22 protein-coding genes and 1 pseudogene are annotated in these 23,615 nt (G+C 52.5%); 11 read left to right on the top strand and 12 right to left on the bottom strand.

All coding sequences use genetic code 11. The annotated features are described in order from the left end of the window. The first annotated feature begins 8 nt into the window (after positions 1 to 8). From fliQ to rcsA, 3 genes are all read left to right on the top strand, one after another. Positions 9 to 278, top strand: a complete 270-nt coding sequence (gene fliQ, locus JGF26_RS06435) for a flagellar biosynthesis protein FliQ (protein ID WP_008500315.1) — start codon at positions 9 to 11, stop codon at positions 276 to 278. 7 nt (positions 279 to 285) lie between these two features. After that, positions 286 to 1,071: a flagellar biosynthetic protein FliR gene (gene fliR / locus JGF26_RS06440; RefSeq protein ID WP_008500314.1), complete on the top strand. Its 786-nt coding sequence runs from the start codon at positions 286 to 288 to the stop codon at positions 1,069 to 1,071. A gap of 294 nt (positions 1,072 to 1,365) precedes the next feature. Next, a complete protein-coding gene (gene rcsA, locus JGF26_RS06445; RefSeq protein ID WP_008500313.1) occupies positions 1,366 to 1,989 on the top strand; it encodes a transcriptional regulator RcsA in 624 nt (207 codons plus the stop codon). Between the two features lie 102 nt (positions 1,990 to 2,091). Here the strand turns inward: rcsA and dsrB are convergent, their stop codons facing one another. Beyond that, positions 2,092 to 2,280 carry a protein DsrB gene (gene dsrB / locus JGF26_RS06450; RefSeq protein ID WP_013097741.1) on the bottom strand — a complete coding sequence of 63 codons (189 nt, stop codon included), beginning with the start codon at positions 2,278 to 2,280 and terminating at the stop codon, positions 2,092 to 2,094. A 136-nt stretch (positions 2,281 to 2,416) separates the two neighbouring features. Between dsrB and yodD the strand changes: the two genes are divergently transcribed. Then, entirely contained in the window at positions 2,417 to 2,644 is a 228-nt protein-coding gene (yodD, locus tag JGF26_RS06455; protein WP_028019596.1) for a YodD family peroxide/acid resistance protein, read from the top strand. A 300-nt stretch (positions 2,645 to 2,944) separates the two neighbouring features. Next, a complete protein-coding gene (locus tag JGF26_RS06460; protein ID WP_129323335.1) occupies positions 2,945 to 3,763 on the top strand; it encodes a mannosyl-3-phosphoglycerate phosphatase-related protein in 819 nt (272 codons plus the stop codon). On the opposite strand, the gene dgcQ is transcribed toward JGF26_RS06460, so the two are convergent. From dgcQ to JGF26_RS06475, 3 genes are all read right to left on the bottom strand, one after another. Next, positions 3,730 to 5,430, bottom strand: a complete 1,701-nt coding sequence (dgcQ, locus tag JGF26_RS06465; RefSeq protein WP_134707807.1) for a cellulose biosynthesis regulator diguanylate cyclase DgcQ — start codon at positions 5,428 to 5,430, stop codon at positions 3,730 to 3,732. The genes JGF26_RS06460 and dgcQ overlap by 34 nt on opposite strands. A gap of 75 nt (positions 5,431 to 5,505) precedes the next feature. Continuing rightward, the gene (locus JGF26_RS06470) at positions 5,506 to 5,688 is read right to left on the bottom strand and encodes a DUF2158 domain-containing protein (RefSeq protein ID WP_028019599.1); all 183 of its coding nucleotides are present in this window, start codon (positions 5,686 to 5,688) and stop codon (positions 5,506 to 5,508) included. Between the two features lie 77 nt (positions 5,689 to 5,765). Further along, positions 5,766 to 6,680 (bottom strand): DUF808 domain-containing protein, encoded by a 915-nt coding sequence (locus JGF26_RS06475; protein ID WP_192831230.1) that lies wholly within the window; start codon positions 6,678 to 6,680, stop codon positions 5,766 to 5,768. 175 nt (positions 6,681 to 6,855) lie between these two features. Between JGF26_RS06475 and yedA the strand changes: the two genes are divergently transcribed. Then, positions 6,856 to 7,770: a drug/metabolite exporter YedA gene (yedA, locus tag JGF26_RS06480; protein WP_028019601.1), complete on the top strand. Its 915-nt coding sequence runs from the start codon at positions 6,856 to 6,858 to the stop codon at positions 7,768 to 7,770. Here the strand turns inward: yedA and JGF26_RS06485 are convergent. The 4 genes from JGF26_RS06485 to drpB form a co-directional block, all read right to left on the bottom strand. Then, positions 7,742 to 8,233: a very short patch repair endonuclease gene (locus tag JGF26_RS06485; RefSeq protein ID WP_134707806.1), complete on the bottom strand. Its 492-nt coding sequence runs from the start codon at positions 8,231 to 8,233 to the stop codon at positions 7,742 to 7,744. The two genes, yedA and JGF26_RS06485, sit on opposite strands and share 29 nt — an antisense overlap. Continuing rightward, positions 8,214 to 9,629 carry a DNA cytosine methyltransferase gene (locus tag JGF26_RS06490; protein WP_134707805.1) on the bottom strand — a complete coding sequence of 472 codons (1,416 nt, stop codon included), beginning with the start codon at positions 9,627 to 9,629 and terminating at the stop codon, positions 8,214 to 8,216. The genes JGF26_RS06485 and JGF26_RS06490 overlap by 20 nt, the downstream gene beginning before the upstream one ends. 61 nt (positions 9,630 to 9,690) lie before the next feature. Further along, positions 9,691 to 10,392 carry a phosphohydrolase gene (locus tag JGF26_RS06495; RefSeq protein WP_128348898.1) on the bottom strand — a complete coding sequence of 234 codons (702 nt, stop codon included), beginning with the start codon at positions 10,390 to 10,392 and terminating at the stop codon, positions 9,691 to 9,693. Positions 10,393 to 10,443: 51 nt separating this feature from the next. Continuing rightward, positions 10,444 to 10,713 (bottom strand): cell division protein DrpB, encoded by a 270-nt coding sequence (drpB, locus tag JGF26_RS06500; RefSeq protein ID WP_028019605.1) that lies wholly within the window; start codon positions 10,711 to 10,713, stop codon positions 10,444 to 10,446. Between the two features lie 435 nt (positions 10,714 to 11,148). Here drpB and ompC point away from each other — a divergent pair, with 435 nt between their 5' ends. Beyond that, positions 11,149 to 12,312, top strand: a complete 1,164-nt coding sequence (gene ompC / locus JGF26_RS06505) for a porin OmpC (protein ID WP_134707804.1) — start codon at positions 11,149 to 11,151, stop codon at positions 12,310 to 12,312. 55 nt (positions 12,313 to 12,367) lie between these two features. Here ompC and JGF26_RS06510 read toward each other — a convergent pair whose 3' ends face one another. Beyond that, entirely contained in the window at positions 12,368 to 13,231 is an 864-nt protein-coding gene (locus JGF26_RS06510; protein WP_028019607.1) for an N-acetylmuramic acid 6-phosphate etherase, read from the bottom strand. Between the two features lie 165 nt (positions 13,232 to 13,396). Here JGF26_RS06510 and JGF26_RS06515 point away from each other — a divergent pair, with 165 nt between their 5' ends. Together JGF26_RS06515 and dcuR are read left to right on the top strand one after the other, a co-directional pair. Next, positions 13,397 to 15,013 (top strand): sensor histidine kinase, encoded by a 1,617-nt coding sequence (locus JGF26_RS06515; protein ID WP_028019608.1) that lies wholly within the window; start codon positions 13,397 to 13,399, stop codon positions 15,011 to 15,013. Then, entirely contained in the window at positions 15,010 to 15,729 is a 720-nt protein-coding gene (gene dcuR, locus JGF26_RS06520; protein WP_028019609.1) for a two-component system response regulator DcuR, read from the top strand. The genes JGF26_RS06515 and dcuR overlap by 4 nt, the downstream gene beginning before the upstream one ends. Here the strand turns inward: dcuR and JGF26_RS06525 are convergent. Beyond that, positions 15,710 to 16,672 carry an FAD:protein FMN transferase gene (locus tag JGF26_RS06525; protein ID WP_128348832.1) on the bottom strand — a complete coding sequence of 321 codons (963 nt, stop codon included), beginning with the start codon at positions 16,670 to 16,672 and terminating at the stop codon, positions 15,710 to 15,712. The two genes, dcuR and JGF26_RS06525, sit on opposite strands and share 20 nt — an antisense overlap. 94 nt (positions 16,673 to 16,766) lie before the next feature. Next, entirely contained in the window at positions 16,767 to 19,547 is a 2,781-nt protein-coding gene (locus tag JGF26_RS06530) for a flavocytochrome c (RefSeq protein WP_128348833.1), read from the bottom strand. 608 nt (positions 19,548 to 20,155) lie between these two features. Here JGF26_RS06530 and JGF26_RS06535 point away from each other — a divergent pair. Both JGF26_RS06535 and fumA read left to right on the top strand, forming a co-directional pair. After that, the gene (locus JGF26_RS06535; protein WP_023325580.1) at positions 20,156 to 21,664 is read left to right on the top strand and encodes an anion permease; all 1,509 of its coding nucleotides are present in this window, start codon (positions 20,156 to 20,158) and stop codon (positions 21,662 to 21,664) included. Between the two features lie 55 nt (positions 21,665 to 21,719). Then, a complete protein-coding gene (gene fumA, locus JGF26_RS06540; protein ID WP_028019612.1) occupies positions 21,720 to 23,369 on the top strand; it encodes a class I fumarate hydratase FumA in 1,650 nt (549 codons plus the stop codon). On the opposite strand, the pseudogene JGF26_RS22355 reads toward fumA, so the two are convergent. Then, a pseudogene (locus JGF26_RS22355) lies at positions 23,363 to 23,485 on the bottom strand (LysR family transcriptional regulator); the annotation flags it as partial. The gene fumA and the pseudogene JGF26_RS22355 overlap by 7 nt on opposite strands. Between the last annotated feature and the right edge of the window lie 130 nt (positions 23,486 to 23,615).

Consider the following 23,615-nt stretch of genomic DNA (forward strand, 5'->3'; position numbering starts at 1 on the left):
GAACGGCGATGACACCCGAATCGGTCATGATGATGGGCACGGAAGCGATGAAAATCGCGATAGCCGTTGCCGCGCCTTTGTTGCTTGTCGCGCTGGTAACCGGTCTGATTATCAGTATTCTGCAGGCCGCCACGCAAATTAACGAAATGACGCTGTCATTCATCCCGAAAATCATCGCCGTGTTCGTGGCGATTATCGTTGCCGGGCCATGGATGCTGAACCTGTTGCTGGACTATATGCGCAACCTGTTTACCAATCTGCCGTACATCATCGGCTGACCTGACGATGCTGCACTTCACCAGCGACCAGTGGGTTCAGTGGCTTGGCGTCTATTTCTGGCCAATGCTGCGCATCATGGCGCTGATCTCAACAGCCCCGATTCTCAGTGAGAAATCGATCCCCAAGCGTGTCAAAGTGGGGCTGGGCATTATCATTTCCATTATCGTCGCGCCCTCTCTCCCTCCCGTGGATATTCCGATTTTCTCGGCCAATGCGGTATGGGTGGCATTGCAGCAGGTGATGATTGGCGTCGCCGTCGGCTTTACCATGCAACTCGCCTTTGCCGCCGTGCGCACCGCAGGGGAACTCATCGGCCTGCAGATGGGCTTATCGTTCGCCACGTTCGTCGATCCCGGCAGCCATCTCAACATGCCTGTGCTGGCGCGCATTATCGACCTGTTGGCCATGCTGTTGTTCTTGTCGTTCAACGGTCATCTGTGGCTCATCTCCATGCTGGTGGATACGTTCCATACGCTGCCAATTGGTGAGAACCCGGTGAACAGCAATGCTTTTCTGGCGCTCACCCGTGCCGCAGGGCTGATATTCCTGAACGGGCTGATGCTCGCGCTACCGATTATCACGCTGCTGCTGACAGTAAACCTGGCATTAGGTTTACTGAACCGAATGGCGCCGCAGTTATCGGTGTTTGTCATTGGTTTTCCGCTGACGTTGACGGTCGGAATTTTATTAATGTCATTACTCATGCCACTTATCGCCCCCTTCTGTGAACATTTATTCGGCGAGATATTCAACCTGTTAGCGGATATTGTCAGCGAACTGCCACGTAAATAATAGCCCTCACTATTGATATTGTCTTTCTGAGGATATTCCTAAAATAAAACCTGAAAAACATCTTCCAGGATATATCTGACGCGGTTTAATTGTTTCTAAGCACCTCACAATACTTAATAATTACTTTACTTTAAGAAGATTCCTGGCAAATTATACGTAACTTTACGGGATAGTGAGTCCGCCTGAAAGTCTTTGTCATGCTCACAGGTTTATTATTTTTTTCCATCCCGTATGGCTGTTTTGAGCTCTCAGGCAGATGGTGAATTATCGTTACGCATTGAGTGAGGGTATGCCATGTCAACGATCATTATGGATTTATGCAGCTACACCCGGCTAGGGTTAACCGGGTACCTGGCAAGCAGAGGGGTAAGAAAGAGAGACATCAACGATGCACACACCGTTGACGAACTCGCAGCCGCTTGTGACGAACTAAAACCAGGCGTGGTGTTTATTAATGAGGACTGTTTCATTCACGATCCAGCCAACAGTCAGCACATTAAGCAAATCATTAATCAGCATCCAAAAACCCTGTTTATTGTTTTTATGGCGATCGCGAATATCCATTTCGATGAGTATTTATTGGTCCGTAAAAACTTATTAATCAGCTCTAAATCGATTAAACCAGAGTCGCTGGATGACATTCTGGGTGATTATTTGAATAAAGAAGTTAAAAATGTAGGAGCGGTTAACTTACCCACCCTATCATTAAGCAGGACTGAATCAAGTATGCTGAGAATGTGGATGGCGGGCCAAGGAACTATTCAGATCTCAGACCAGATGAATATTAAAGCTAAAACCGTTTCGTCACACAAAGGAAATATTAAAAGGAAAATTAAAACGCATAATAAGCAAGTGATCTACCACGTAGTACGCCTGACCGATAATGTGACGAACGGGATTTTCGTCAACATGCGTTAGTCGCTTAAGACCCTGTGCACCCTACCTTTGATCTCTGGCCTGGCCAGAGATTTTTGCTTCTGAGAACGTTGTCGGGTACGCGCTGTGCCACCCGACGCCGAGCTACTCTGCTTTCTCAACAAAAATGCCGTCAGGATGCCCCAGTTCGTTAAAAAACCAGATGCCAAGCGGGTAGTCTTCCAGTGATACCAGGTACATTGTGCCTTCGCTAAACTCTTCAATTGCCAGTACCACACCCGGGCGGCGCGGCCCACCGTCCGTTTTAACGGTTACCCGATCGTTGACCTTCATACATTCCTCCTCTGGTTTTGAGCCAGTGTAGAACAAAACGCAAAAACGCACATCGCCGTCCGGCGCGAATGGCGTTTTTATACACAGGCTATACTTAACCCTGGACACGTTTGTAGGTTGAAAGAGGAGTCCCGTAATGAAGACCGACAAAGCTTACAGCGACACCATCAAACGCGACGTCGAAGTGGATGTCGATGCCCTGCTGGCCGCGATCAATGAGATCAGTGAATCAGAAGTCCGTCGTATGGACGATAATTCTGACCGCGTCATTGTTAACGGAAGGGATTATCACACCTATCGTGAACTGGCTGAGGCCTTCGAGCTTGATATTCATGACTTTAGCGTGTCTGAAGCAAATCGGTAGCACGAAAAAAATCCCGGTCATGGGGATGGCCGGGATCAAAACTTGCTTATGCAAGAAGCACTTGAAATTCGTTACACCAGGAAACCTGATGTACATGCCACACTATCCCCAACAATTTTGCCTGACAAGCATATATTCTCGGAATGAATATAACATTTTTAACATATTGATTTTTGTTATGAGCGATAACATACGCCGAATGCGGGTTTGCCTGGGATAGTTCCCTTTTCCAGGATTTCCCTTTCCGTTATTTTTTAGGAATATTCTTAATCTCTGACGCATCCGTTATCTGGAGCCACTATGCCTTCACTGCAGGACACGCTGCTGATTTTTTCTGACCTGGATGGCTCGTTGCTGGATATTCATACCTATGACTGGCAGCCAGCGATACCCTGGCTCGACAGGCTGCTGGATAACCAGGTACCGGTCATTCTTTGCAGCAGTAAGACGGTGGCAGAGATGCTTGAGATCCAGCAGGATCTGGGGCTGGAAGGTTTACCGCTTATTGCCGAAAACGGCGCAGTGATTCAGCCTGATGTCCGCTGGGAAATGGGTCAGCGCCACATCAGAGGGATGTCGCACCAGGATATCCACCGGCTGATTGAACAAATCCGCCTGCAGTTGCGCGTTAAATTCACCACCTTTGACGACGTCGATGAACGGGTTATCAGCGAGTGGACCGGGCTGACGCGCTATCGCTCAGCCCTTGCACGTAAGCATGAAGCCTCCGTCACGCTTATCTGGCGCGACACCGATGAGAAAATGGTTGAGTTTGAAGAGGTGCTGGCGCGAAGTGGCCTGAAATGCCTGCAAGGCGCCCGTTTCTGGCATATTCTGGACGCCCGCTGTGGTAAGGACGTTGCGGTTAACTGGCTTATTGAGCAGTACCGTGAGCAGGAAGATATCACTCCTGTCACCCTGGGACTCGGTGATGGCCCCAATGATGCCCCCCTGTTGGACAGCATGGACTTCGCTGTCGTCATCAAAGGGATAAACCGACAGGGTATCGTGCTGCGAGACACTTCCCCTGCGCGGGTCTATTACACTCAGCAGCCCGGACCGGCTGGCTGGAGTGAGGGGCTGGATCACTTCTTGTCGTCATCGCGCCAGATAACCTGATTACGTCCCCCCTGTTTTGCCAGATACAGACGGGTATCGGCAATCGACTGCAGCTGTTCAAAGTTGTAGTTCCCTTTTTCATGGGCACAGCTCACGCCAAATGATGCAGTGATATGTAATGTGGTGCTTTTTTTCACCAGAATCTCTTTGCTGTCAATCCTTGCGCGGATGCGCTCTGCTACCACCGAGGCCTCGGGAAGCGCCACCCCAGGTAATACCACGCAAAACTCTTCCCCGCCGACGCGCCCGGCGACATCGTTTTCACGCAGTCCGCTGGCAATAATCCCGGCAGCATGAGACAGCACCTTATCACCCGCCTGATGGCCAAAGCGGTCATTGATGCTTTTGAAATGATCCAGATCGATCTGAATCACGGAAAACGGTAGCGACTGTTGCTGGCATTGTTGTGCCAGTATTCTGGCCCGTTCGAAGAGCGCACCACGGTTATTCAGACGGGTGAGCGGATCATGCCAGGCCTGCCACTGCAGTGAGCTTTGCAGTGCATACATGTTGCTCACCATTCGGCGAATCACCAGCCAGGAGATAAGCAGCATGGCCGTGAACAGTGCCCACAGCAGAGCCAGCACGATGCTGATGCTACCGAAATCACCCTGAACACCTTCATGCAGGGTATGCACTCGCAGAACGACGCCATCAAAGTGATCGAGCCGTTCCCAACTGATAAAACGACTGCCGAGACGGACTCCGCCTTCCGTGTCACTTTCAATGGCATGTGCGATTTGCGCCATTTCACGTTCGTCAAAACGGTTCATCAGGCTGGCAGGGGATTCCGAAGAGGCAATCAAGTTGAGGCGCGAATCGTACAGCTGATATTCCCCTTCGGCATGATCGTCCGTGGCATCTGCCAGCAAACGCTTCATGGTGCTAAACGAAAAATCCATCGCCACTACGCCGTACCAGTAATGTTCAAAATAGATGGGTATGCTGGCCGTAATCATGCGTTCGTTGCCGGTCCAGGAGGACGCGGTAGAGATAAACCAGCGCACCGCCCGCGCACGATTGTTACGTTCAGACTGCTGCGTAAACCAGGGCTGGGTCACCAGGTGGTAATAACGCGTAATGATGTCGTCACTCTGCGCAGGCGTATCCGTGGAAAGATAAAACCCGGCGCGGGAGATATAGATAATCCGCTCTTCATTCTGTACCGTCGATGAGGCCAGACGTAGTAAGTAACCGACTTCAAGTGCAGCAGAAATTTCATTACGGATACGTTCATCGTCACGGTTGAGGAGTACCGTTTTTTCAACAAAGGCGTCTGATACGCCATTAATGGGGAGTGTGCGTTCTTTATCCACCGCCAGCTGCCAGGCAGGTCGATTCCGGAGGAGGTCAAAACGATCAACAGCCTGATGCAAAACGTCAAATGCCAGCGGTTTCTGCAGTGCGTCCCGCATGCTGTTGCGGAAAAATAGCGCCTTATCAACGCCAAATTGCAGCTGTCTGTCGAGCGAGCTGGCAACCGTTTCCAGATGATTGCGCTGGCTGGAGATATAGGCCTCTTCCAGCACCACCACCTCGCGCCAGGTCAGAAGAGTGGAGAAGATCAGTACGACGAGAAAACAGGAATTAACAATCAGGCCAGGGTTGCTGCGCTTTTGCAGCCATTGAAAAAAAGATCGTCTTACAACAAATGTATCGCGCTGCACACACACTCTCCCTGATGACTGCCTACACCCGGTACCTGAAATAAAAAACGCCCGACAAAGCCGGGCGTTATGTGATTAAGCCTTGTCTCGTTTCTGCTGCCCATCACCCGGCTGAAGCTCATCTTCACGAAATGCTTCCCGCTTGATGCTGTAGCCATCGTGCCACCGACACTCCACCATTCCACTGGAATACCCGGTGACAATCATACGTGGGCCGCCCTTCTTAGGCTTAACTTCATCACTGACCAAAAAGACCATACCTGCCTCCTGTATCAGGGTGAAACTTTTTCAATTTAGACGAGGAATGGTCTTTTTGCATCTGTAACAGGTAGCAATTAGTGCGCCGTGCCACGCATTTTTTCGACCAACTTTACTGCCGCCACCACGATAGCGCCAATGATAAAGCCCAACACAAGATTCAGCAGCGTGGGCAGAATCGCCGCGACAACAGCACCCTGCGCAGTGGAGAAATGTTCGATAGCGTGATGCAATGGCGCAATACCGTGAACCACAATACCGCCGCCAACGAGGAACATCGCCAGCGTGCCGACTACGGATAAACTCTTCATCAGCCAGGGCGCCAGCACCAGTAAGCTTTTGCCTACCCCTTTTGCCACCGCGCTTGATTTCTCTTCCAGCCAGTAGCCGATATCATCCAGCTTAACGATCAACCCCACCAGACCGTACACCCCTACCGTGACCAGAATAGCGATCCCGGAGAGGATCAGAACCTGGTTCATCAGCGGTGCTTCAGACACAATCCCCAGCGTAATGGCGACGATCTCAGCAGAGAGAATAAAGTCGGTACGAATAGCCCCTTTCACTTTATCGCGCTCAAAGGTTTTCGGATCCTGCGCGGCCAGTGCTTCAAGACGCTGCTGGCGCATTTCAGGCGTATCGCTCTTATTACGTGCCGCGAACGAATGCAGGACTTTCTCGACGCCCTCGAAGCATAAAAATGCCCCACCAATCATCAGTAACGGCGTGATGGCCCAGGGAATAAACGCGCTGATCAGTAGCGCCAGTGGTACCAGAATCACTTTATTCAGGAATGAACCTTTCGCAACGCCCCACACCACCGGCAGTTCACGATTAGCCCTAACCCCACTCACCTGCTGGGCGTTAAGCGATAAATCATCTCCCAGAACGCCAGCGGTTTTCTTCGCTGCCAGTTTCCCCATCACTGAAATGTCATCCAGCAAGGTGGCAATATCATCCAGCAATGTTAATAAGCTACTTCCTGCCAAAATCTCAATCCTTCTTTTTTTGCTAATGTAGTGAATAGTATGGAGCAAAAGCGTGAACCCGGAAACAGGCACCTTTCGTCAACAAAAAATTCACATCAACCACACAATTAAAGGGCTCGCCAGCACGATAGTTTTCGCGTTTACTATCAGCGACCTTTTTATTTCGTCGTGAGGGATTATGCGTTTCCGGCAATTGCTACCGCTCATTGGGGCACTTTTTTCACTGTATATCATTTGGGGTTCAACCTACTTTGTCATTCGCATCGGGGTAGAAAGCTGGCCGCCGCTGATGATGGCGGGTATTCGCTTCCTCTCGGCTGGGGTGCTTCTGCTGGCATTCCTGCTGCTACGCGGTCATAAACTTCCCCCACTTCGCCCGCTGCTTAATGCTGCATTGATTGGTCTGCTGCTGTTGGCCGTGGGCAATGGTTTTGTGACCATTGCCGAGCACCAGAATGTACCGTCAGGGATCGCCGCCGTGGTTGTGGCCACCGTCCCGCTGTTTACCCTCTGTTTTAGCCGCCTTTTTGGCATTCGTACCCGCAAACTGGAATGGCTGGGGATTGGCATCGGGCTTGCTGGCATTATTCTGCTCAACAGCGGCGGTAATCTGAGCGGGAACCCATGGGGCGCCGTGATTATTCTGATCGGCTCTATGAGCTGGGCGTTCGGTTCCGTATACGGCTCCCGTATTGAGCTGCCCTCCGGCATGATGGCAGGCGCAATAGAGATGCTCGCTGCGGGGATTGTGCTCTTACTCGCCTCAACGCTGACGGGAGAAAAGCTGACGACAATGCCGGGTCTGTCGGGCTTTCTGGCGGTCGGTTATCTGGCGCTGTTTGGATCGCTCATCGCCATTAATGCCTACATGTTCCTGATCCGCAATGTTTCTCCGGCCGTCGCCACCAGCTATGCCTATGTCAACCCGGTCGTGGCCGTGCTGCTCGGCACAGGATTGGGCGGTGAAACGCTCTCGTCGGTAGAATGGCTGGCACTCGGGGTGATTGTTTTTGCTGTTGTGCTGGTCACGCTGGGCAAATATTTGCTGCCTGCCAAACCGGTTGTCACACCTTGCGAGGTGGAAAAACCGTAAGCGGATGAATACCCTGTGTGTCGATCTGCGCGGTCTGACCGCCGCCGCAGATCCACTCTTCCAGCCGTTCCGTGAGATCGTCATCGTTCAGTTTTAATCTGCCTCTCAGGGCACACTCCCAGACGATCAGCACTCGCCAGCCCTGAGCAATAAGCGTGGTGAGATCCCGGTTGTCACGATCAACATTTTTACCAATTTTCTCCAGCCAGAAATCGGTGCGTGTCGCCGGAACCTTGAACAAGTAGCAGTCGTGATGATGCCAGAAACAGCCGTGGGTAAAGATGATGCACTGGTACGCGTCGACAACGAAGTCCGGGCGACCCGCAAGCGAAGGATCCTGCACGCGGAAATCAACGCCGGCCTGCGTCAGAAGCGCGGCCAGGCGTTTTTCAATTGCGGTATCACGCGTGCCGATGGCACGCATGTTTTTACTGCGTGTTGCTTTATCGTGAACATCCGTCATTGACGGCCTCACTCTGACGTAGCGCCACAGCCTGTTTGATGCGGGAGGCCAGCAGTTTTGCCACCGCCGCAAACGCGGGAACCACCACAGAATTACCAAACTGGCGGTAAGCCTGCGTGTCCGAAACCGGAATGCGGAAGCTGTAGCCTTGCGGGGTTTCAAACCCCATTAACCGGGCGCATTCCCGAGGCGTTAAGCGCCGTGGACGATGACGCTGGTTGTCCGGGTCGTCGAAATTCTGCTCGCCAAGCGCCTTGTCCCAGCCTCTGTCGATCAGAATTTCTGCACCGTCCTTATAGTAGCGGGCAGAAAGCGTGCGGGTGACGCTGTGCGGATCGTTTGGGTTGACCATCCCAAAACCGAAGCCGTTGCCCTTCGCCTGATGTTTTTTGGCATAGCGGTAGAGGTATTTCCACAGCACCGGAGTGAGGATAAATTTCGCGTCGACGACAGACTCCAGCAGCTCAGCCACGGTGGGACGGTGCGCCGGATATAAAGAAGGAATATCACGCAGGGTGAAATCCCCCTTCAGATTGAGATCGCGGCGGAAACCCACCAGCACGATTCGTTCTCGATGCTGGGGCAGAAAATGTTTCCCATCAATGATTTTTGGGTCATCCGCGCCCATGTCCTGTGAGTCGGCCACGTCATAGCCCAACTCGTCCAGCGTTTGCATGATGATGCGGAAGGTTTTTCCACCATCATGGCTCTTTAGATTCTTGACGTTTTCCAGCACAAAAATCGCCGGGCGTCGGGCGTCAATAATGCGGGCCACATCAAAAAACAGCGTTCCCTGGGTATCACAGGCGAAACCGTGGGCACGTCCGAGGGCGTTCTTTTTCGACACGCCCGCCAGGGAGAAAGGCTGGCACGGGAAACCCGCCAGCAGCACATCATGCGCCGGGATCGTCTGGCGAATGTGCTCCGCGGCTTGTGCATCGCTCACGCCACTTTTATGGCTCAGGGTGACATCGCGGATATCCGCGTTGAAATGATGTTCATGCGGATCGCAGTACCAGTTTGCTTTGTAGGTGCGCACAGCATGTTTGTTCCACTCGCTGGTAAACACGCACTGACCGCCGATGGCTTCAAAGCCGTGTCGGATGCCACCGATACCGGCAAACAGATCGATAAAGCGGAAGGCATAATTCGGGTGCGCGGCTGAAGGGCGTGGAAGCAGGCTCTGCAGGTAACGAAACTCGCCTTCGCTCAGGCGACGCCCTGCCCGCTCGCTGGTCAGCAGTCTTTTCAGGATTGCCGGGCTCCAGTGGCTCTCACCGTGTGCTACCAGCTGATTTGCCAGGGTTTTAGCATCATAGATATCTAACAACTGGTGCAATAACGCCTGCACCGTTGCCGTTGATTTCTCAGCCTGCTCAGGTGCGGGCTCAGTCACTGATCGATTTTCCTGCATTCTTTTAACCGGACAATAAAGACTGGAAACAGATTACCACAGTTCATTTGCGCAAACTGCGACGGAAGCGGCTCTGAACCTGGCTATCCAGCCCGATGCAGTCGCCGTGTAATTCGGCACTGAGTTTCGCCATAAACTGGATCAGAAAATCGGCGTTGTGATGCGCGAGCTCGCGCCCGACATCCGTTTGCATTGTATCAGGCAAGCGCAACAGCTTGGTCTGAAAATGGTCAAGGGCAAACGCCCGGTCATCAAGGGCTCGTGCATCGGCGAACGGATCGTCAGCATTAAACAGTGCCACCCCCAAAGCGCCTGACACGGCAAAGACTCGCGCCAGACCAATGGCACCCAGTGCTTCCAGACGGTCTGCATCCTGGACAATTTTGGCCTCAATACTTTGCGGCGTCAGCCCGGCGCTGAAACTATGTGCCTCGATGGCATGTTCCACTGCGGCATAGCATTCGGACGGAAAATCAGGGAAATCGCATTGCAGAATGCTACGTGTCTTACGCGCCGCCAGACGGGATGACTGACTGCGTTCCGGATGGTTTTTTGGCAGGCTAACGATGTCATGAAAATAACATGCGGTCAGCACAACCAGCGGGTCAACCGTCTGGTTGTCCATAATTTTTTGCGCGGTCATCCAGACACGACGAAAGTGTGAAATATCATGAGCGGCGTCGTCGGTGGTGTGGTTTTCGTCGAGCCAGCGTTCAAAGCGGTGCTGCCACTGCGTAAGTTCCATGATCACATCCTGTCGGTGAAACGGTAACAATAGCAACTTTCCCCGCTGCTATCACCGGTTGTCCTGACGGGGACGCGTATACCAGGCAATCGCGCCCAGAATCAGACCGACGGTGCCCAGCACCATAAACCCCAGAATGGCTCCAAGCCACTTCCCGCTGGTCGACCCTAAATCCCCGTCAGCCACGGTATCAGGCAGTGATGGAATTTTACTTACCACCCACGCGTAGCGCGCCATAGCCCAGACAAAATAACCGCAAAATGCGTAGAACACCCACAGAGCCAGTTTGCCTCCCAGGCTGCGTTCAATTTTTCGTTCCATCTTTATCCTTCACTCCACGATAGCTGCACTATCGTTTTCACCTGCTCACTTAGTTTTGTGACAATCATCACATTTTGTCATTAAACGCGGCAGTGTGGGAAGATTTCTTACGCTCAGTTTGCGTTAAGTTGATCTCAGGCAAGATTAACGGTTGTGTTATTTTTGCTCAGAAAGGCCGAGATATATAATTTCAAGCAATTATAAAAATGAAATAATAATAGCGTGAAATACTTAATAATAATTAACCCCTATATGTTCAATCGAATAATTCACAAGAAAAATAAAGCGACATTTAGAAATATTTTGCAATATTTATACAACTTTAATTACATTTATTTTTGAACCAAAATAACAATCCATAGAATAGTATCAGCCATGTAATTGCGGAGAGTAATTACATATATTCATATAAATTATCTTTAAAGGGAATATATAATGAAAAGAAAAGTTCTGGCACTTCTTGTACCCGCTTTATTAATGGCTGGCGCGGTAAATGCGGCAGAGATGTACAATAAAAACGGCAACAAAGTTGACCTGTATGGCAAAGTCGATGCACGTCATACCTTCTCTGACAACCCAGGTGACGACGGCGATGAAACCTATGTACAGATTGGTTTCAAAGGCGAAACCCAGATTACTCGCGATCTGATCGGTTACGGCCAGTGGGAATATAAAACCTACGCAAATGATACTGAAGGCGCGGGTGATAAATCCTTTAACCGTCTGGCATATGCAGGTCTGAAATATGGTGAATACGGCTCATTTGATTATGGCCGTAATTACGGCGTCGTGTACGACGTTGAAGCCTGGACCGATATGCTGCCGGTATTTGGCGGTGATTCTTACACCTGGACCGATAACTTTATGAATGGCCGTGCTAACGGTCTGGCGACTTATCGTAATAAAGATTTCTTTGGTCTGGTTGATGGTCTGAATTTTGCGCTGCAATATCAAGGTAATAACGAAAGTGGTCCACACGAAGATCAATTCGGTAATAATATTGATGTTCAGGAAGGCACGAAAAATGGTCATAAAGATGTGCGTTTCCAGAATGGCGACGGCTTCGGTATGTCGACTTCCTACGACTTCTCTGGCGACCTGTCCGGCCTGAGCCTGGGTGCAGCGTATTCGTCTTCTGATCGTACTAACGAGCAGGTTGCTTATGGCAAAGCCGCGGAAGGCATCGGTTATGCCGGTGGCGAAAAAGCTGAAGCCTGGACCGTTGGCGCAAAATACGATGCAAACAGCATCTACCTGGCAATGATGTATGCGGAAACCCGCAATATGACGCCAATCGGTAACTTTGGTATCGCTAACCAGACTCAGAACTTTGAAGCGGTTGCACAATACCAGTTCGACTTCGGCCTGCGCCCTTCCCTGGCCTGGGTTTACTCAAAAGGTAAAGACCTGGACGGTAAGGGATTCAATCAGGATCTGGTTAACTACATCGACCTGGGCATGACCTACAGCTTCAACAAGAACTTCTCTACCTATGTTGATTACAAAATCAACATGCTGGACAACGACGAAGCGCTGTATGAAACATACGGTATTTCCACCGATGACATCGTTGGCATCGGTATGACCTACCAGTTCTAATATCTAAAATACTAAAGCCCGCTTTCGCGGGCTTTTTTATGCCATTTGTCAGGCTCTACGGCGCTTCCTGCAACGCCACGCGAATAAATCCGTTATTCTGCGCCAGTAGCTCATGGGCTTTCCAGGCATCCAGCCCTGTCAGCACCATCAATACCGCTGTTTTACAGTTATGGTTACACCCTTCCAGCGCGGCTTTCGCCTCCGCCCGGGTACATCCGCCTGCTTCCATCACTATTGCGATTTGTCGCTCGGCCCATTTGGTATTGCTTGCCTCAAGATCCACACGCAGGTTGCTGTATGCGCGACCGGTTCGGACGGCCAATCCGGTAGCAATCATCGAGAGGATCATTTTCTGCGCAATCCCCGCTTTGGTATTGATATAGCCTGCGACCACATCAGCACCCAGTTCCGGGGCAATCACCATGCTCGCCAGCTGCGCCGCTTCACTTTGCGCGTCGCCGGTAATGACAGCAACCGAAGAGCCCAGCGACCATGCATGCCGCATCGCGCCCCAAACCCACGGTGTTTTTCCGCTAATGGTCACCGCCAGCATCATATCGTGTTCGCCAAAGGTGATGGCCTGCAGGTCAGCAACGCCACGCTCATAGCTTCCTTCTCCCTCGCCTGCTGTAACGGCAATGACAGGAGTTTTACCCGGAGCATATTCATCCGCTACCTGTTGCGCGACACGGCCCGACGGGCCTGCGCCAACAATGACTAAACGACCACCGTGGCTGAGGGTCGCGGCGGCGTTATCCACCACGCGGGCGATAGTTGTTAAACAGGGGGTAATAGCAGCAGTGATAAGTGCATCATCCTGGTGAATGACTTTCAGCATGTCCAGCGTGGACAATCTATCAATATTCATCGTGCTGGCGTGCCGTCTTTCCTTGACCGAACCGGTAAGCATAATGCTCATAAACAGCCTCCTTATTATGAGTACCCACACACTATAAAGTGTTTTATATGGATGACATGCGAGGAGGGTCACGAAAAGAGGAGCAAATCCACGCCTTTACATGGCTTTAAGAAAAGCGCGTCATCGGCGATAATTACCCCCTTTCTTAATCATCGCGGAGTGTTGATGAGCGATTTGCAGCCTTTCCTTCTGACGCGCAAGCGCCCCATGAAACTGAATACGCTGGTCACGTTGATGGTATGCGCGATTATTGCCTCTGTGCTGCTGGTGGTCTTTGCACTCTATTCAGTACAAATTACCCGGGCGACCCGCGATGATGTTAAAGATACCGCTCTGGGTATCGCCCGAACGCTGGCTAACAGCCCGGAGATCCAGCGAGGCCTGATGCAGCCCCCGCAGGCAGATATCATTCAGCCCATCGCCAAAGCCGTTACCCAACGCAACGATCTGCTGCTCACGGTGGTGACTGACATGCGGGGGATTCGTTACTCGCACCCGAACGAAGCGCTGATCGGCCTGCACTTTATTGGTAATGACCTCGAGCCTGCGCTGGAAGGTAAAGAGAATGTCTCCGTAAACCGTGGTGCGCTCGCCGAAGCGCTCCGTGTTTTCACCCCTGTTTATGATAGCCAGCACGATCAGATCGGTGTGGTGGTGGTCGGTATCTCTCTCAAAAAAGTGGAAGATCAGATCGCCCGTGGACGGATGAACGCCGTCTGGACCATCTTATTCAGTATCTTTATGAGTTCCATGGCGATTTGGGGTCTGGTTCGGGTACTGAAACGCATCCTGTTCGGGCTCGAACCCTACGAAATCTCCGCATTGTTCGAACAGCGTCAGGCAATGCTGCAGTCGCTCCGTGAAGGGGTGCTGGCTGTCGATATTCATGGCCGGGTGACAATGATTAATCAAACCGCCAGAGAGATTTTACTCCTGCCCTCAGGGAAGCAAACTGAAAACGCCAGCGCGCCGCTGCTGGCCAGCCTGCGGGAAGTCTCGAAAACGGGTATTGCCCGCCAGGATCAGGAGATCAGCTGTAACGGGCGGCTGTTGCTGTGCAACATGGTGCCAGTCAAAAGCCAGGATCGGGTGATCGGCGCGATCACCACCTTCCGCGATAAAACGGAAATCAGCCAGCTGATGCAGCGGATTGATGGCATGGTCAGTTACGTCGACGCCCTGCGCACCCATACACATGAGTTTATGAACAAACTGCACGTGATCCTTGGCCTGCTGCACATGAAACGCTACGACAAGCTGGAAGAGTACATCATCCAGACCGCGCACAATTACCAGACAGATATCGGTGAGATACAGAGCAAGGTAAAATCTCCGGTGATTGCGGGGTTCCTGCTGGGTAAAATAAACCGGGCGAAAGAAGCGGGCGTCACCCTGTCGCTGGCCGATGAGTGCCAGATTCCGGATACCGCCAGTGAAGAGCAGGTTGCAGTGCTGATCACCGCGCTGGGTAACCTTATTGAAAACGCACTCGACGCGATGGAAGGACAGCAGGAAGGCGAAATCACTCTGCTGTTGCATTATCAGAATGGCTGGCTCAGTTGTGAAGTCAGTGATGATGGCCCCGGTATTGATCCCACTCAGCTGGAGGCTATTTTTACAAAGGGATTCTCAACCAAAGGTGAAAACCGCGGTGTTGGGTTGTTCCTTGCTCGCCAGCAAATCCAGAACCTGGGCGGAGACATCTCCGTCGAGTCTGAGCCTGGTGTCTTTACCCAATTTTTTGTTCACATCCCCTGGGATAGCGAGAGGAATATCGCGTGATAAATGTATTAATTGTCGATGATGATGCCATGGTAGCTGACCTCAACCGTCTGTACGTCAACCGTGTTGAAGGCTTTAGCTGCTGCGGTGTCGCCTCTACGCTCAACCAGGCCGAGGCCTTTATCAATAACCCCAACCAGCCTGTCGACCTGGTGCTGCTGGACGTTTATATGCAGCAGGATAACGGGCTGGATCTGTTGCCCGTTATTCGCGCTTCGGGCCGCCCGATTGATGTCATTATGATCTCCTCCGCTGCTGACGCCGCCACGATCCAGACCTCCATCCATTACGGCGTGATGGATTATCTGATTAAACCGTTCCAGTTCCCACGCTTTGAGGAGGCACTAAACGGCTGGAAGGCGAAGCACAGTCTGATGGGATCGCACCAGTACTACGAGCAGGCCGACGTTGACAGACTGATCCACGGCGGAGCGCCAGAGCTGGCGGACAGCAAAAAGCTGCCGAAAGGGTTAACGCCGCAGACGCTGCGCACGATTTGTCAGTGGATTGATGCCCATCCGGAGACAGAATTCTCCACCGATGACCTGGCAGGCGCGGTCAATATCTCCCGCGTATCTTGCCGCAAATATCTGATCTGGCTGGCGCAAATCAACATTTTGTTCACCAGCATTCACTACGGTGCCACCGGGCGTCCGGTGTATCGCTACCGCCTCCAGCCGGAACAAACAGGCCTGCTCAAGCAGTATTGTCAGTAACGCAGTAGCTGTTATCCAGCAAGGTAAACCGGAAGTGGTGCGCTGAAGAGAGCACCACTTCTTTTGTTTTTGTCACAAAGATAGCTTCAATATCGGGGCGCGCGCGCAGCGTTGCACACCCCTTCTCTACGCCCATGCCGTACATCAACGTGGTCCAGATATCTCCATCAATGGAGTTTTTAGAAATGATGGTCACGCTATCCAGTTCGTTATCCAGGGGATACCCGGTGCGCGGATCGAGAATGTGGTGGTAGCGTTTGCCGTTTTGTTCAAAGTAGCGTTCGTATGTTCCGGACGTCACGACTGACATGTTCTCGACCGTCATCGTGCCGATCAACGCATCCCCGGCGAACGGTTTTTTGAGCCCCACGCTCCAGCCCCCTTCCGGCGAGCCTAATGTCTGGATATTGCCGCCGAGGTTAATCAGCCCCAGATCGGCCCCCTCTTTGTGCAGATAATCCCGAACTCTGTCGGCGATATATCCTTTGGCGATGGCCCCCAGATCGATTTCCATACCCGTGCTGGTCAGAAAAACGCTGCTGCGGGCCTCATCAAGGATGACATCATCAGGACGGGTAATCGCCAGCAGTGACGCTAATTCATCGGCAGGCGGAACGCTGTCTCCCTGAAAACCAATTTTCCAGCGCTTCACCAGCGGGCCAATGGCCAGGTTAAAGGCGCTGTCCTTGAGGAGGCTTGCCGCTTTTGCACAGCGGATCAGTTCAAATACGGGTCGGCTGACGGTGACCGGATGCTGGCCTGCAGCATGATTAATGTCCATGACCTGCGAGTGCGCGCGGTTGACGGTGAGCAGATCTTCATACTGTTTGATCAGGCGAAACACGCGGGAAGCGAGGGCTTCGTCATGGGAGAAGAGTTTCAGGAGGATGGGTGAGCCCATCAGGACGGCGGAGTAGCTGTAAACGCGATGGCTATCAGGCATAGGATGTATCCTCAAATGTAACCCCGGCAAGCACAGCGCCGCCGGGGAATATGCCGGATGGCGCTGCGCTCATCCGGCCTGAGAAACAGGTGCCTTACCTCTTTTTCGAACGCATAGCCGCCTGGTGTCCAGCCAGAGTACCAAAAATAATGATATCTGCCACTGCGTTACCACCAATACGGTTACCGCCGTGGATCCCGCCGACCACTTCACCGGCAGCAAACGCCCCAGGCAGTACGTTGTGGTTGCTGTCCAGTACGCAGGTTTCGGTATTGATGGTCACGCCGCCCATGGTGTGGTGCACGCCTGGTGCAATCTGAATGGCGTAGAATGGCCCTTCGTTGATTGGCGCACGCAGCGCGGTGGTACGGCCGAAATCATCGTCATGCTGTTTTTCAACGAAACCGTTGTAACGTTCCAGCGTCGCCAGGAAAGCGTGGTAATCCATCCCTAGGGCCTCAGCCAGTGCTTTTGGCGAGCTGGCGCTGGTCACAAACCCCTTGGCGATATACTCATCTGCGGCTTTGTTTTTGGCACGAACATGTTCATCAAAGACGATGTAGGCGTATTTCTCTGGCAGCGCGATGATTGACGCCGAGACTTTATCGCGTGTCGACATTTCGTTGTAGAAGCGTTCCCCTTTCTGATTTACCAGAATCGCCCCGCCGCCGCGGATAGATTCGGAAATCAGATACGATGTTTTCTGCTCAACGGTTGGGTGAATCTGGATTTCGCCCATATCAACGGTGCCTGCACCAATACGTTCCAGCAGCGCAATACCGCCACCGGTCGCCCCTTTGTGGTTGGTGGTAACGAAACCTTCCAGGTCCGGACGGTATTTCACCACCATCTGGCTGTTGGCACTGAAACCACCGGTGGCAACAATGACACTTTTGGTTGCTACGGTAATAGTTTCATTCTCTTCGGTGGTCAGGCGCACGCCGGTGACTTCACCGTTTTCGAAGATAATATCGCTGACGGAGGTGTCCAGCATGACGTCGATGTTGCGTTTGTTGACGTTACGCACCAGACCGCTAATCAGGTAGCCACCCACCGCAGAGCCGTCTTTTGGACGGTGAGTACGGTCGATGCTCATCCCGCCGGTGGTGGTGATGTCGTTTAGCATAATGCCGCGTGTTGCCAGCCACTCAATCGCCTGCGGCGCGTTCTCAACAAAGCGGCGCAGCAGTTCCGGGTTGTTCTTGTTACCGCCGCCTTTCAGGCTTTCCTGGTAGAACAGCTCTTTGCTGTCCTGAATGCCCTTCACGCGCTGGAAGCGGGTTTCGGCGGCGTTCATCCCGGCAGAGGCTTTAATGGTGTTCCCACCGATGGTTGGCATTTTCTCAACAATCAGCACGCTTGCGCCTTCGTCGTGAGCCTGGATGGCGGCGGCCAGACCGGCACCACCGCTACCAACCACCACCACGTCCACGCTGCGGGTTTCATTCGGGTCGGCGCCCTCTTCTGCTGCCAGCGCTTTGCTGGATTTCAGCATTGCTTTCGAGACCGCTTTCTTCACCGCCTCACTCTGGCTGGTTGCGCCAGTGATGGCATCCACATGCGGGGTGTTGGCATCCAGAATGCGGGTACGGATCTCTTCAAAGCTTGTCACAAACTCAACGTCTTCGCTCGGACCCGATGCGAGTTCGATATCCGCAATGCGGTCGGTCTCCAGGCTGACGTTAATCACCAGCTCGTTAGCATCGTCCTGCACTTTCTCAACAAAGGTGCCCGGTTTGAATTTGGATTCACCCATGCTCATGTCGCGGATCATCGCCTCCACCAGCGAGAAGCGCCACAGCGGTTCAGGGATGTTCAGCTCTTCACGTTTGGTGCTGTCCATAAACAGCTCAAGGTTTTCACCGGCCGCGATGCGGTCAGTCCAGTCCGGGTAAGCGATGGTGGCGCGGCCAACGGCAATCAGGTCGTAACCGTGGTCCAGCGCTTCATTCACGTCTGACACATTCACCACGCCGCCCACGCCCATGACTGGAATTTGCGCCAGGGTCTCAGAGCGCAGGGTGCAGTATTTTTCGATAAGCGGAGTCGGGTCCTGGGTATCAACAATAGAAGGACGCAGAGTGGCACCCACGGAGAAGTGCAGATAATCCACACCGCGCGCCGCCAGTTTCTCCAGCAGGTACATGGTGTCTTCAAAGCGGATGCCCGGCACTTCCAGCTCTTCAGGGGAGAAGCGATAGCCAATAATAAACGCGTCGTCCGCGTACTGGCGCACCATTTTGTGAGTAATTTCCAGCACCGCCAGCGGGAATTTCGCACGGTTATCACGGCTGCCGCCCCATTCGTCCGTGCGCTGGTTTGAGTTCGGGGAGTAGAACTGCTGGATCAGATAGGTATTGGCCCCGTGGATCTCGACACCGTCAAAACCAGCCTGAATCGCGCGGCGCACGGCTTCACCAAACTTACCGATCATGCCTTCGACTTCGGCAGTGGTCAGCGCAACCGGCGTCGCGGCACCGTCACGTGGAGCGGCAACAGCGCTTGGCCCAACCGGCGTACGGCCACCGATCAGTTTCGGGTCAACCATACGGCCGCCGTGGTAGATCTGCAGCAGGGCTTTAGAACCCTTAGATTTAATTGCCTCAGCGATTTTCGCCAGCCCGGCGATTTTTTCGTCATTATCAATACCGATCGCACCCGGGAAGGCAAGGCCGAGATCGTCGACAAAGCAACACTCAACAATAATGGTGCCAATGCTGCCGGAACGGGCCCGATAGTACTCCACTAGCTCGCTGGTCACCGTACCGTCATAGTAGCCGGTACAGGTTGTCATTGGGGCCATTAACAAACGGTTTTTCAGTTCGGTACCATTCGGTAATGTGAAGGAACTCAGAATGCGTTCGTTAGTGCTCATAATAGAAAACTCCAAACTTTTAAAAATTAAGAATTCGTTATCGGATTGATTTTTTATTTCGTCGTTCTTTGCCGATGTCATGATATTAATATAATGATTTTTTTAGTTTCTAATGTTATTACGTTAGTTAATAAACTATTTAATCCCTGCAATAACACAAATAACACATTGGTGTTAGCGAATGTAATTCAGTCATTCACAATAATTTAAAATACGTTAAATAAAAATTGGTAAAACCAATTTCCACATAAATAATAAAACAATTAAAAACAACAAGATACAAAACAAATAAAACATAAATGTTACGAAAATGATAAAACAAACCAATAAAACACGTAATACCCACATACGTCTGAGTGGTTATTAATAAAAGAATAAAAATAACGCTGCCATTCTGTTTTTTTGATCGTGATCAATAGTTATGGCATCCAAAAGCGCAATATAAAAACATCATCATTTTTTAATTTAGCGCAATCAAAAATGCGTTAAATCGCTATTACTGAAAATACAAAATCGCACCTTTAATAACTAAAAAAATCAAAGAAACTTAAGAAAGCCATTTTGTTTTTCAGTACGACCGAATTTTTGACAACTTAAGACGTGAAACTATGAATACAAAAACTGCTGTAACGCCCCCTGTGGCGAACCAGGCATCAAATGGAAACGCAAAACGTCTGCTGATGATGGCACTGCCCGTCATCGTCGCCGTACTGCTGCTGTTTGTTCCGGTACCAGAAGGGCTGCCTCCTTACGCATGGCACTACTTCGCCATCTTTGTCGGTGTGATCGTTGGTTTGATCTTCGAACCGCTGCCGGGCGCGGTGATTGGCCTGACGGGCGTGGTGGCCATTGCGCTCTGTAGCCAGTGGGTACTGTTCAGCCCCGAACAGCTGGCCGACCCGAAATTCAAGCTGGCCGGTGCCTCTTTTAAATGGGCCGTGAGCGGTTTTGGTAACTCAACCGTTTGGCTGATTTTCGGCGCTTTTATGTTCGCCGCTGGTTATGATAAAACCCGCTTCGGACGCCGTCTGGCGCTGATTCTGGTGAAGTATTTGGGCCGTCGCAGCCTGACGCTCGGTTACGCCATTACCTTCGCAGATTTGCTGCTGGCACCGTTCACACCGTCCAACACCGCGCGTAGCGGCGGGACCATCTACCCGATTATCGCTAACCTTCCGCCGCTGTATGGTTCAAAACCAAACGATCCAAGCGCGCGTAAAATTGGTTCGTATCTGATGTGGGTGGCGATCACTGCAGCCTGTATTACTAGCTCAATGTTCCTCTCCGCACTCGCGCCGAACCTGCTGGCGCTGGCGCTGGTGAAAAGTACGGTTGGGATTGATATCTCCTGGGGTACCTGGTTCCTCGCCTTCCTGCCGCTGGGCATCCTGTTGATCCTGACCATGCCGCTGCTGGCCTACTGGTTCTACCCGCCAGAAGTCAAAGTGAACAACGAAGTGCCGCTGTGGGCGACCCGTGAGCTGGAAAAACTGGGCAAACTGTCCCGCAACGAAATCCTGCTGCTGGTATTCGTCTGCTGTGCACTGCTGATGTGGATTTTCGCTGCCGCATGGATTGAACCTGCCATGGCTGCCCTGCTCATCGTCGGCCTGATGCTGTGGACCGGCGTGCTGGAGTGGAACGATATCACCGGCAACAAAGCCGCGTGGAACACCTTCGTCTGGTTCGCCACCCTGGTTGCGCTGGCGGATGGCCTCTCGTCTACCGGCTTTATCAGCTGGCTGGGTAAAGAAGGTGGTCTGTTAATGAGCGGGATCTCACCGGGTGTTGCGACCATCGTTCTGCTGCTGGCGTTCTACCTGCTGCACTACCTGTTTGCCAGCACCACCGCGCACACCACCGCGCTGCTGCCAGCGATGCTGACCATCGCCTCCACCATTCCTGGTATGAATATGGAAGTGTTTGTTCTGCTGATGGTGACCTCGCTGGGCGTGATGGGGATCATCACCCCGTACGGTACCGGCCCAAGCCCGATTTACTATGGTAGTGGCTACCTGCCAACCAAAGACTACTGGCGCCTCGGCACCATCTTCGGTGCCATTTTCCTGGCGGCCCTGCTGCTGATTGGTTATCCGTGGATGTCCATGATGTTCTGATTCCTGACCGCCGGGCTCATCCTCCGGCGGTTTTATTTTTGTGGAGCAATACGCTATGTCAAACAAACCGTTTATCTACCAGAACCCCTTCCCTCTCGCGCATGACGACACCGAATACTATCTGCTGACTAAAGAGCACGTCTCCGTTGCCGAGTTCGAGGGTCAGGAGATCCTGAAAGTCGAGCCAGAGGCCCTGACGCTGCTGGCACAGCAGGCTTTCCACGATGCTGCGTTTATGCTGCGTCCTTCTCATCAGAAGCAGGTTGCCGCCATTCTTAACGATCCTGAAGCCAGCCAGAACGACAAGTACGTTGCCCTGCAGTTCCTGCGCAACTCCGAGATTGCCGCCAAAGGCGTGCTGCCAACCTGCCAGGACACCGGAACGGCGATCGTCATGGGGAAAAAAGGCCAGCGCGTCTGGACCGGTGGCGGCGACGAAGCAGCCCTGAGCCAGGGGGTGTATAACACCTACATCGAAGACAACCTGCGCTACTCCCAGAATGCCGCGCTGGATATGTATAAAGAGGTGAATACCGGCACCAACCTACCCGCGCAGATTGATCTCTACAGCGTGGACGGGGACGAATACAAATTCCTGTGCATGGCAAAAGGTGGCGGTTCAGCCAACAAAACCTATCTCTACCAGGAAACCAAAGCGCTGATTACTCCGGCGAAACTGAAAAATTATTTGGTTGAGAAGATGCGTACTCTGGGCACTGCAGCCTGCCCGCCTTACCATATCGCGTTTGTGATTGGCGGTACCTCTGCGGAAAGCACCCTGAAAACCGTGAAACTGGCGTCCACCCGCTATTACGACGCACTGCCAACGGAAGGTAACGAACACGGCCAGGCGTTCCGTGATGTTCAGCTCGAACAGGAACTACTCCAGGAAGCGCAGAACCTGGGTCTCGGCGCACAGTTTGGCGGCAAATACTTCGCCCACGATATCCGCGTGATCCGCCTGCCACGCCATGGCGCCTCCTGCCCAATCGGCATGGGTGTTTCCTGCTCCGCAGACCGTAATATCAAAGCAAAAATCAACCGCGACGGGATCTGGATTGAAAAACTGGAACACAACCCGGGCCAGTATATTCCTGAATCTCTGCGTCAGCAGGGCGAAGGCGACGTGGTCAGCATCAACCTGAACAAGCCGATGAATGAGATCCTGGCGCAGCTCTCCGCGCACCCGGTCTCTACCCGTCTGTCGCTGAACGGTACTATCATCGTCGCGCGCGATATCGCCCACGCGAAGCTGAAAGAGTTGCTCGACAATGGCGAAGAACTGCCGCAGTACGTGAAAGACCATCCAATCTACTATGCGGGCCCTGCTAAAACGCCGGAAGGCTATGCGTCTGGTTCACTCGGCCCGACCACCGCGGGACGTATGGACTCATATGTGGACTTACTGCAATCCCACGGTGCGAGCATGATCATGCTGGCAAAAGGCAACCGCAGCCAGCAGGTAACGGATGCCTGCCATAAGCACGGCGGCTTCTACCTGGGCAGCATCGGCGGCCCGGCTGCGGTGTTGGCGCAAAACAGTATTAAGAGTCTGGAATGCGTGGCGTATCCTGAACTGGGTATGGAAGCCATCTGGAAAATCGAAGTCGAGAACTTCCCGGCGTTTATCCTGGTGGATGACAAAGGCAACGATTTCTTCCAGCAGATCCAGAACCAACAGTGCAAAGGGTGTTCACAGCGCTGAGCGCTTCCCGGCTTCCAGATGGTGACCATCGTCTGACTAATCCCCCGGCTGCCCACTTCGGTGCGCAGCCTTATTTCGTTCTGCCACTGCACGGCATGAAAATGGGTTGGTAAGAATTCCTGGCCGCAGGCGGAGCCGTCCTTTAGCGCCCAGCCGCTGGAGGCCTCTCTGATGTTTAGCGCCATTGCCCGGGCGCTGCGCTAAATTGCCCCCGCCGGGTAATGAAGCGGTTACCCGGCACTTTCT

It is taken from the genome of Enterobacter sp. E1 (assembly GCF_016809815.1).
GTDB lineage: Bacteria > Pseudomonadota > Gammaproteobacteria > Enterobacterales > Enterobacteriaceae > Enterobacter > Enterobacter adelaidei.

What these genes read in the sequence shown, in the direction of transcription:
- JGF26_RS06525 (WP_128348832.1), bottom strand. Translation starts at nt 16,672, where the DNA reads ATGCCTGATAGCCATCGCGTTTACAGCTACTCCGCCGTCCTGATGGGC.
- JGF26_RS06510 (WP_028019607.1), bottom strand. Translation starts at nt 13,231, where the DNA reads ATGAGCATTATGCTTACCGGTTCGGTCAAGGAAAGACGGCACGCCAGC.
- JGF26_RS06460 (WP_129323335.1), top strand. Translation starts at nt 2,945, where the DNA reads ATGCCTTCACTGCAGGACACGCTGCTGATTTTTTCTGACCTGGATGGC.
- yodD (WP_028019596.1), top strand. Translation starts at nt 2,417, where the DNA reads ATGAAGACCGACAAAGCTTACAGCGACACCATCAAACGCGACGTCGAA.
- JGF26_RS06495 (WP_128348898.1), bottom strand. Translation starts at nt 10,392, where the DNA reads ATGGAACTTACGCAGTGGCAGCACCGCTTTGAACGCTGGCTCGACGAA.
- ompC (WP_134707804.1), top strand. Translation starts at nt 11,149, where the DNA reads ATGAAAAGAAAAGTTCTGGCACTTCTTGTACCCGCTTTATTAATGGCT.
- JGF26_RS06485 (WP_134707806.1), bottom strand. Translation starts at nt 8,233, where the DNA reads ATGACGGATGTTCACGATAAAGCAACACGCAGTAAAAACATGCGTGCC.
- fliQ (WP_008500315.1), top strand. Translation starts at nt 9, where the DNA reads ATGACACCCGAATCGGTCATGATGATGGGCACGGAAGCGATGAAAATC.
- rcsA (WP_008500313.1), top strand. Translation starts at nt 1,366, where the DNA reads ATGTCAACGATCATTATGGATTTATGCAGCTACACCCGGCTAGGGTTA.
- fumA (WP_028019612.1), top strand. Translation starts at nt 21,720, where the DNA reads ATGTCAAACAAACCGTTTATCTACCAGAACCCCTTCCCTCTCGCGCAT.
- JGF26_RS06535 (WP_023325580.1), top strand. Translation starts at nt 20,156, where the DNA reads ATGAATACAAAAACTGCTGTAACGCCCCCTGTGGCGAACCAGGCATCA.
- JGF26_RS06530 (WP_128348833.1), bottom strand. Translation starts at nt 19,547, where the DNA reads ATGAGCACTAACGAACGCATTCTGAGTTCCTTCACATTACCGAATGGT.
- fliR (WP_008500314.1), top strand. Translation starts at nt 286, where the DNA reads ATGCTGCACTTCACCAGCGACCAGTGGGTTCAGTGGCTTGGCGTCTAT.
- JGF26_RS06515 (WP_028019608.1), top strand. Translation starts at nt 13,397, where the DNA reads ATGAGCGATTTGCAGCCTTTCCTTCTGACGCGCAAGCGCCCCATGAAA.
- dsrB (WP_013097741.1), bottom strand. Translation starts at nt 2,280, where the DNA reads ATGAAGGTCAACGATCGGGTAACCGTTAAAACGGACGGTGGGCCGCGC.
- drpB (WP_028019605.1), bottom strand. Translation starts at nt 10,713, where the DNA reads ATGGAACGAAAAATTGAACGCAGCCTGGGAGGCAAACTGGCTCTGTGG.
- JGF26_RS06470 (WP_028019599.1), bottom strand. Translation starts at nt 5,688, where the DNA reads ATGGTCTTTTTGGTCAGTGATGAAGTTAAGCCTAAGAAGGGCGGCCCA.
- yedA (WP_028019601.1), top strand. Translation starts at nt 6,856, where the DNA reads ATGCGTTTCCGGCAATTGCTACCGCTCATTGGGGCACTTTTTTCACTG.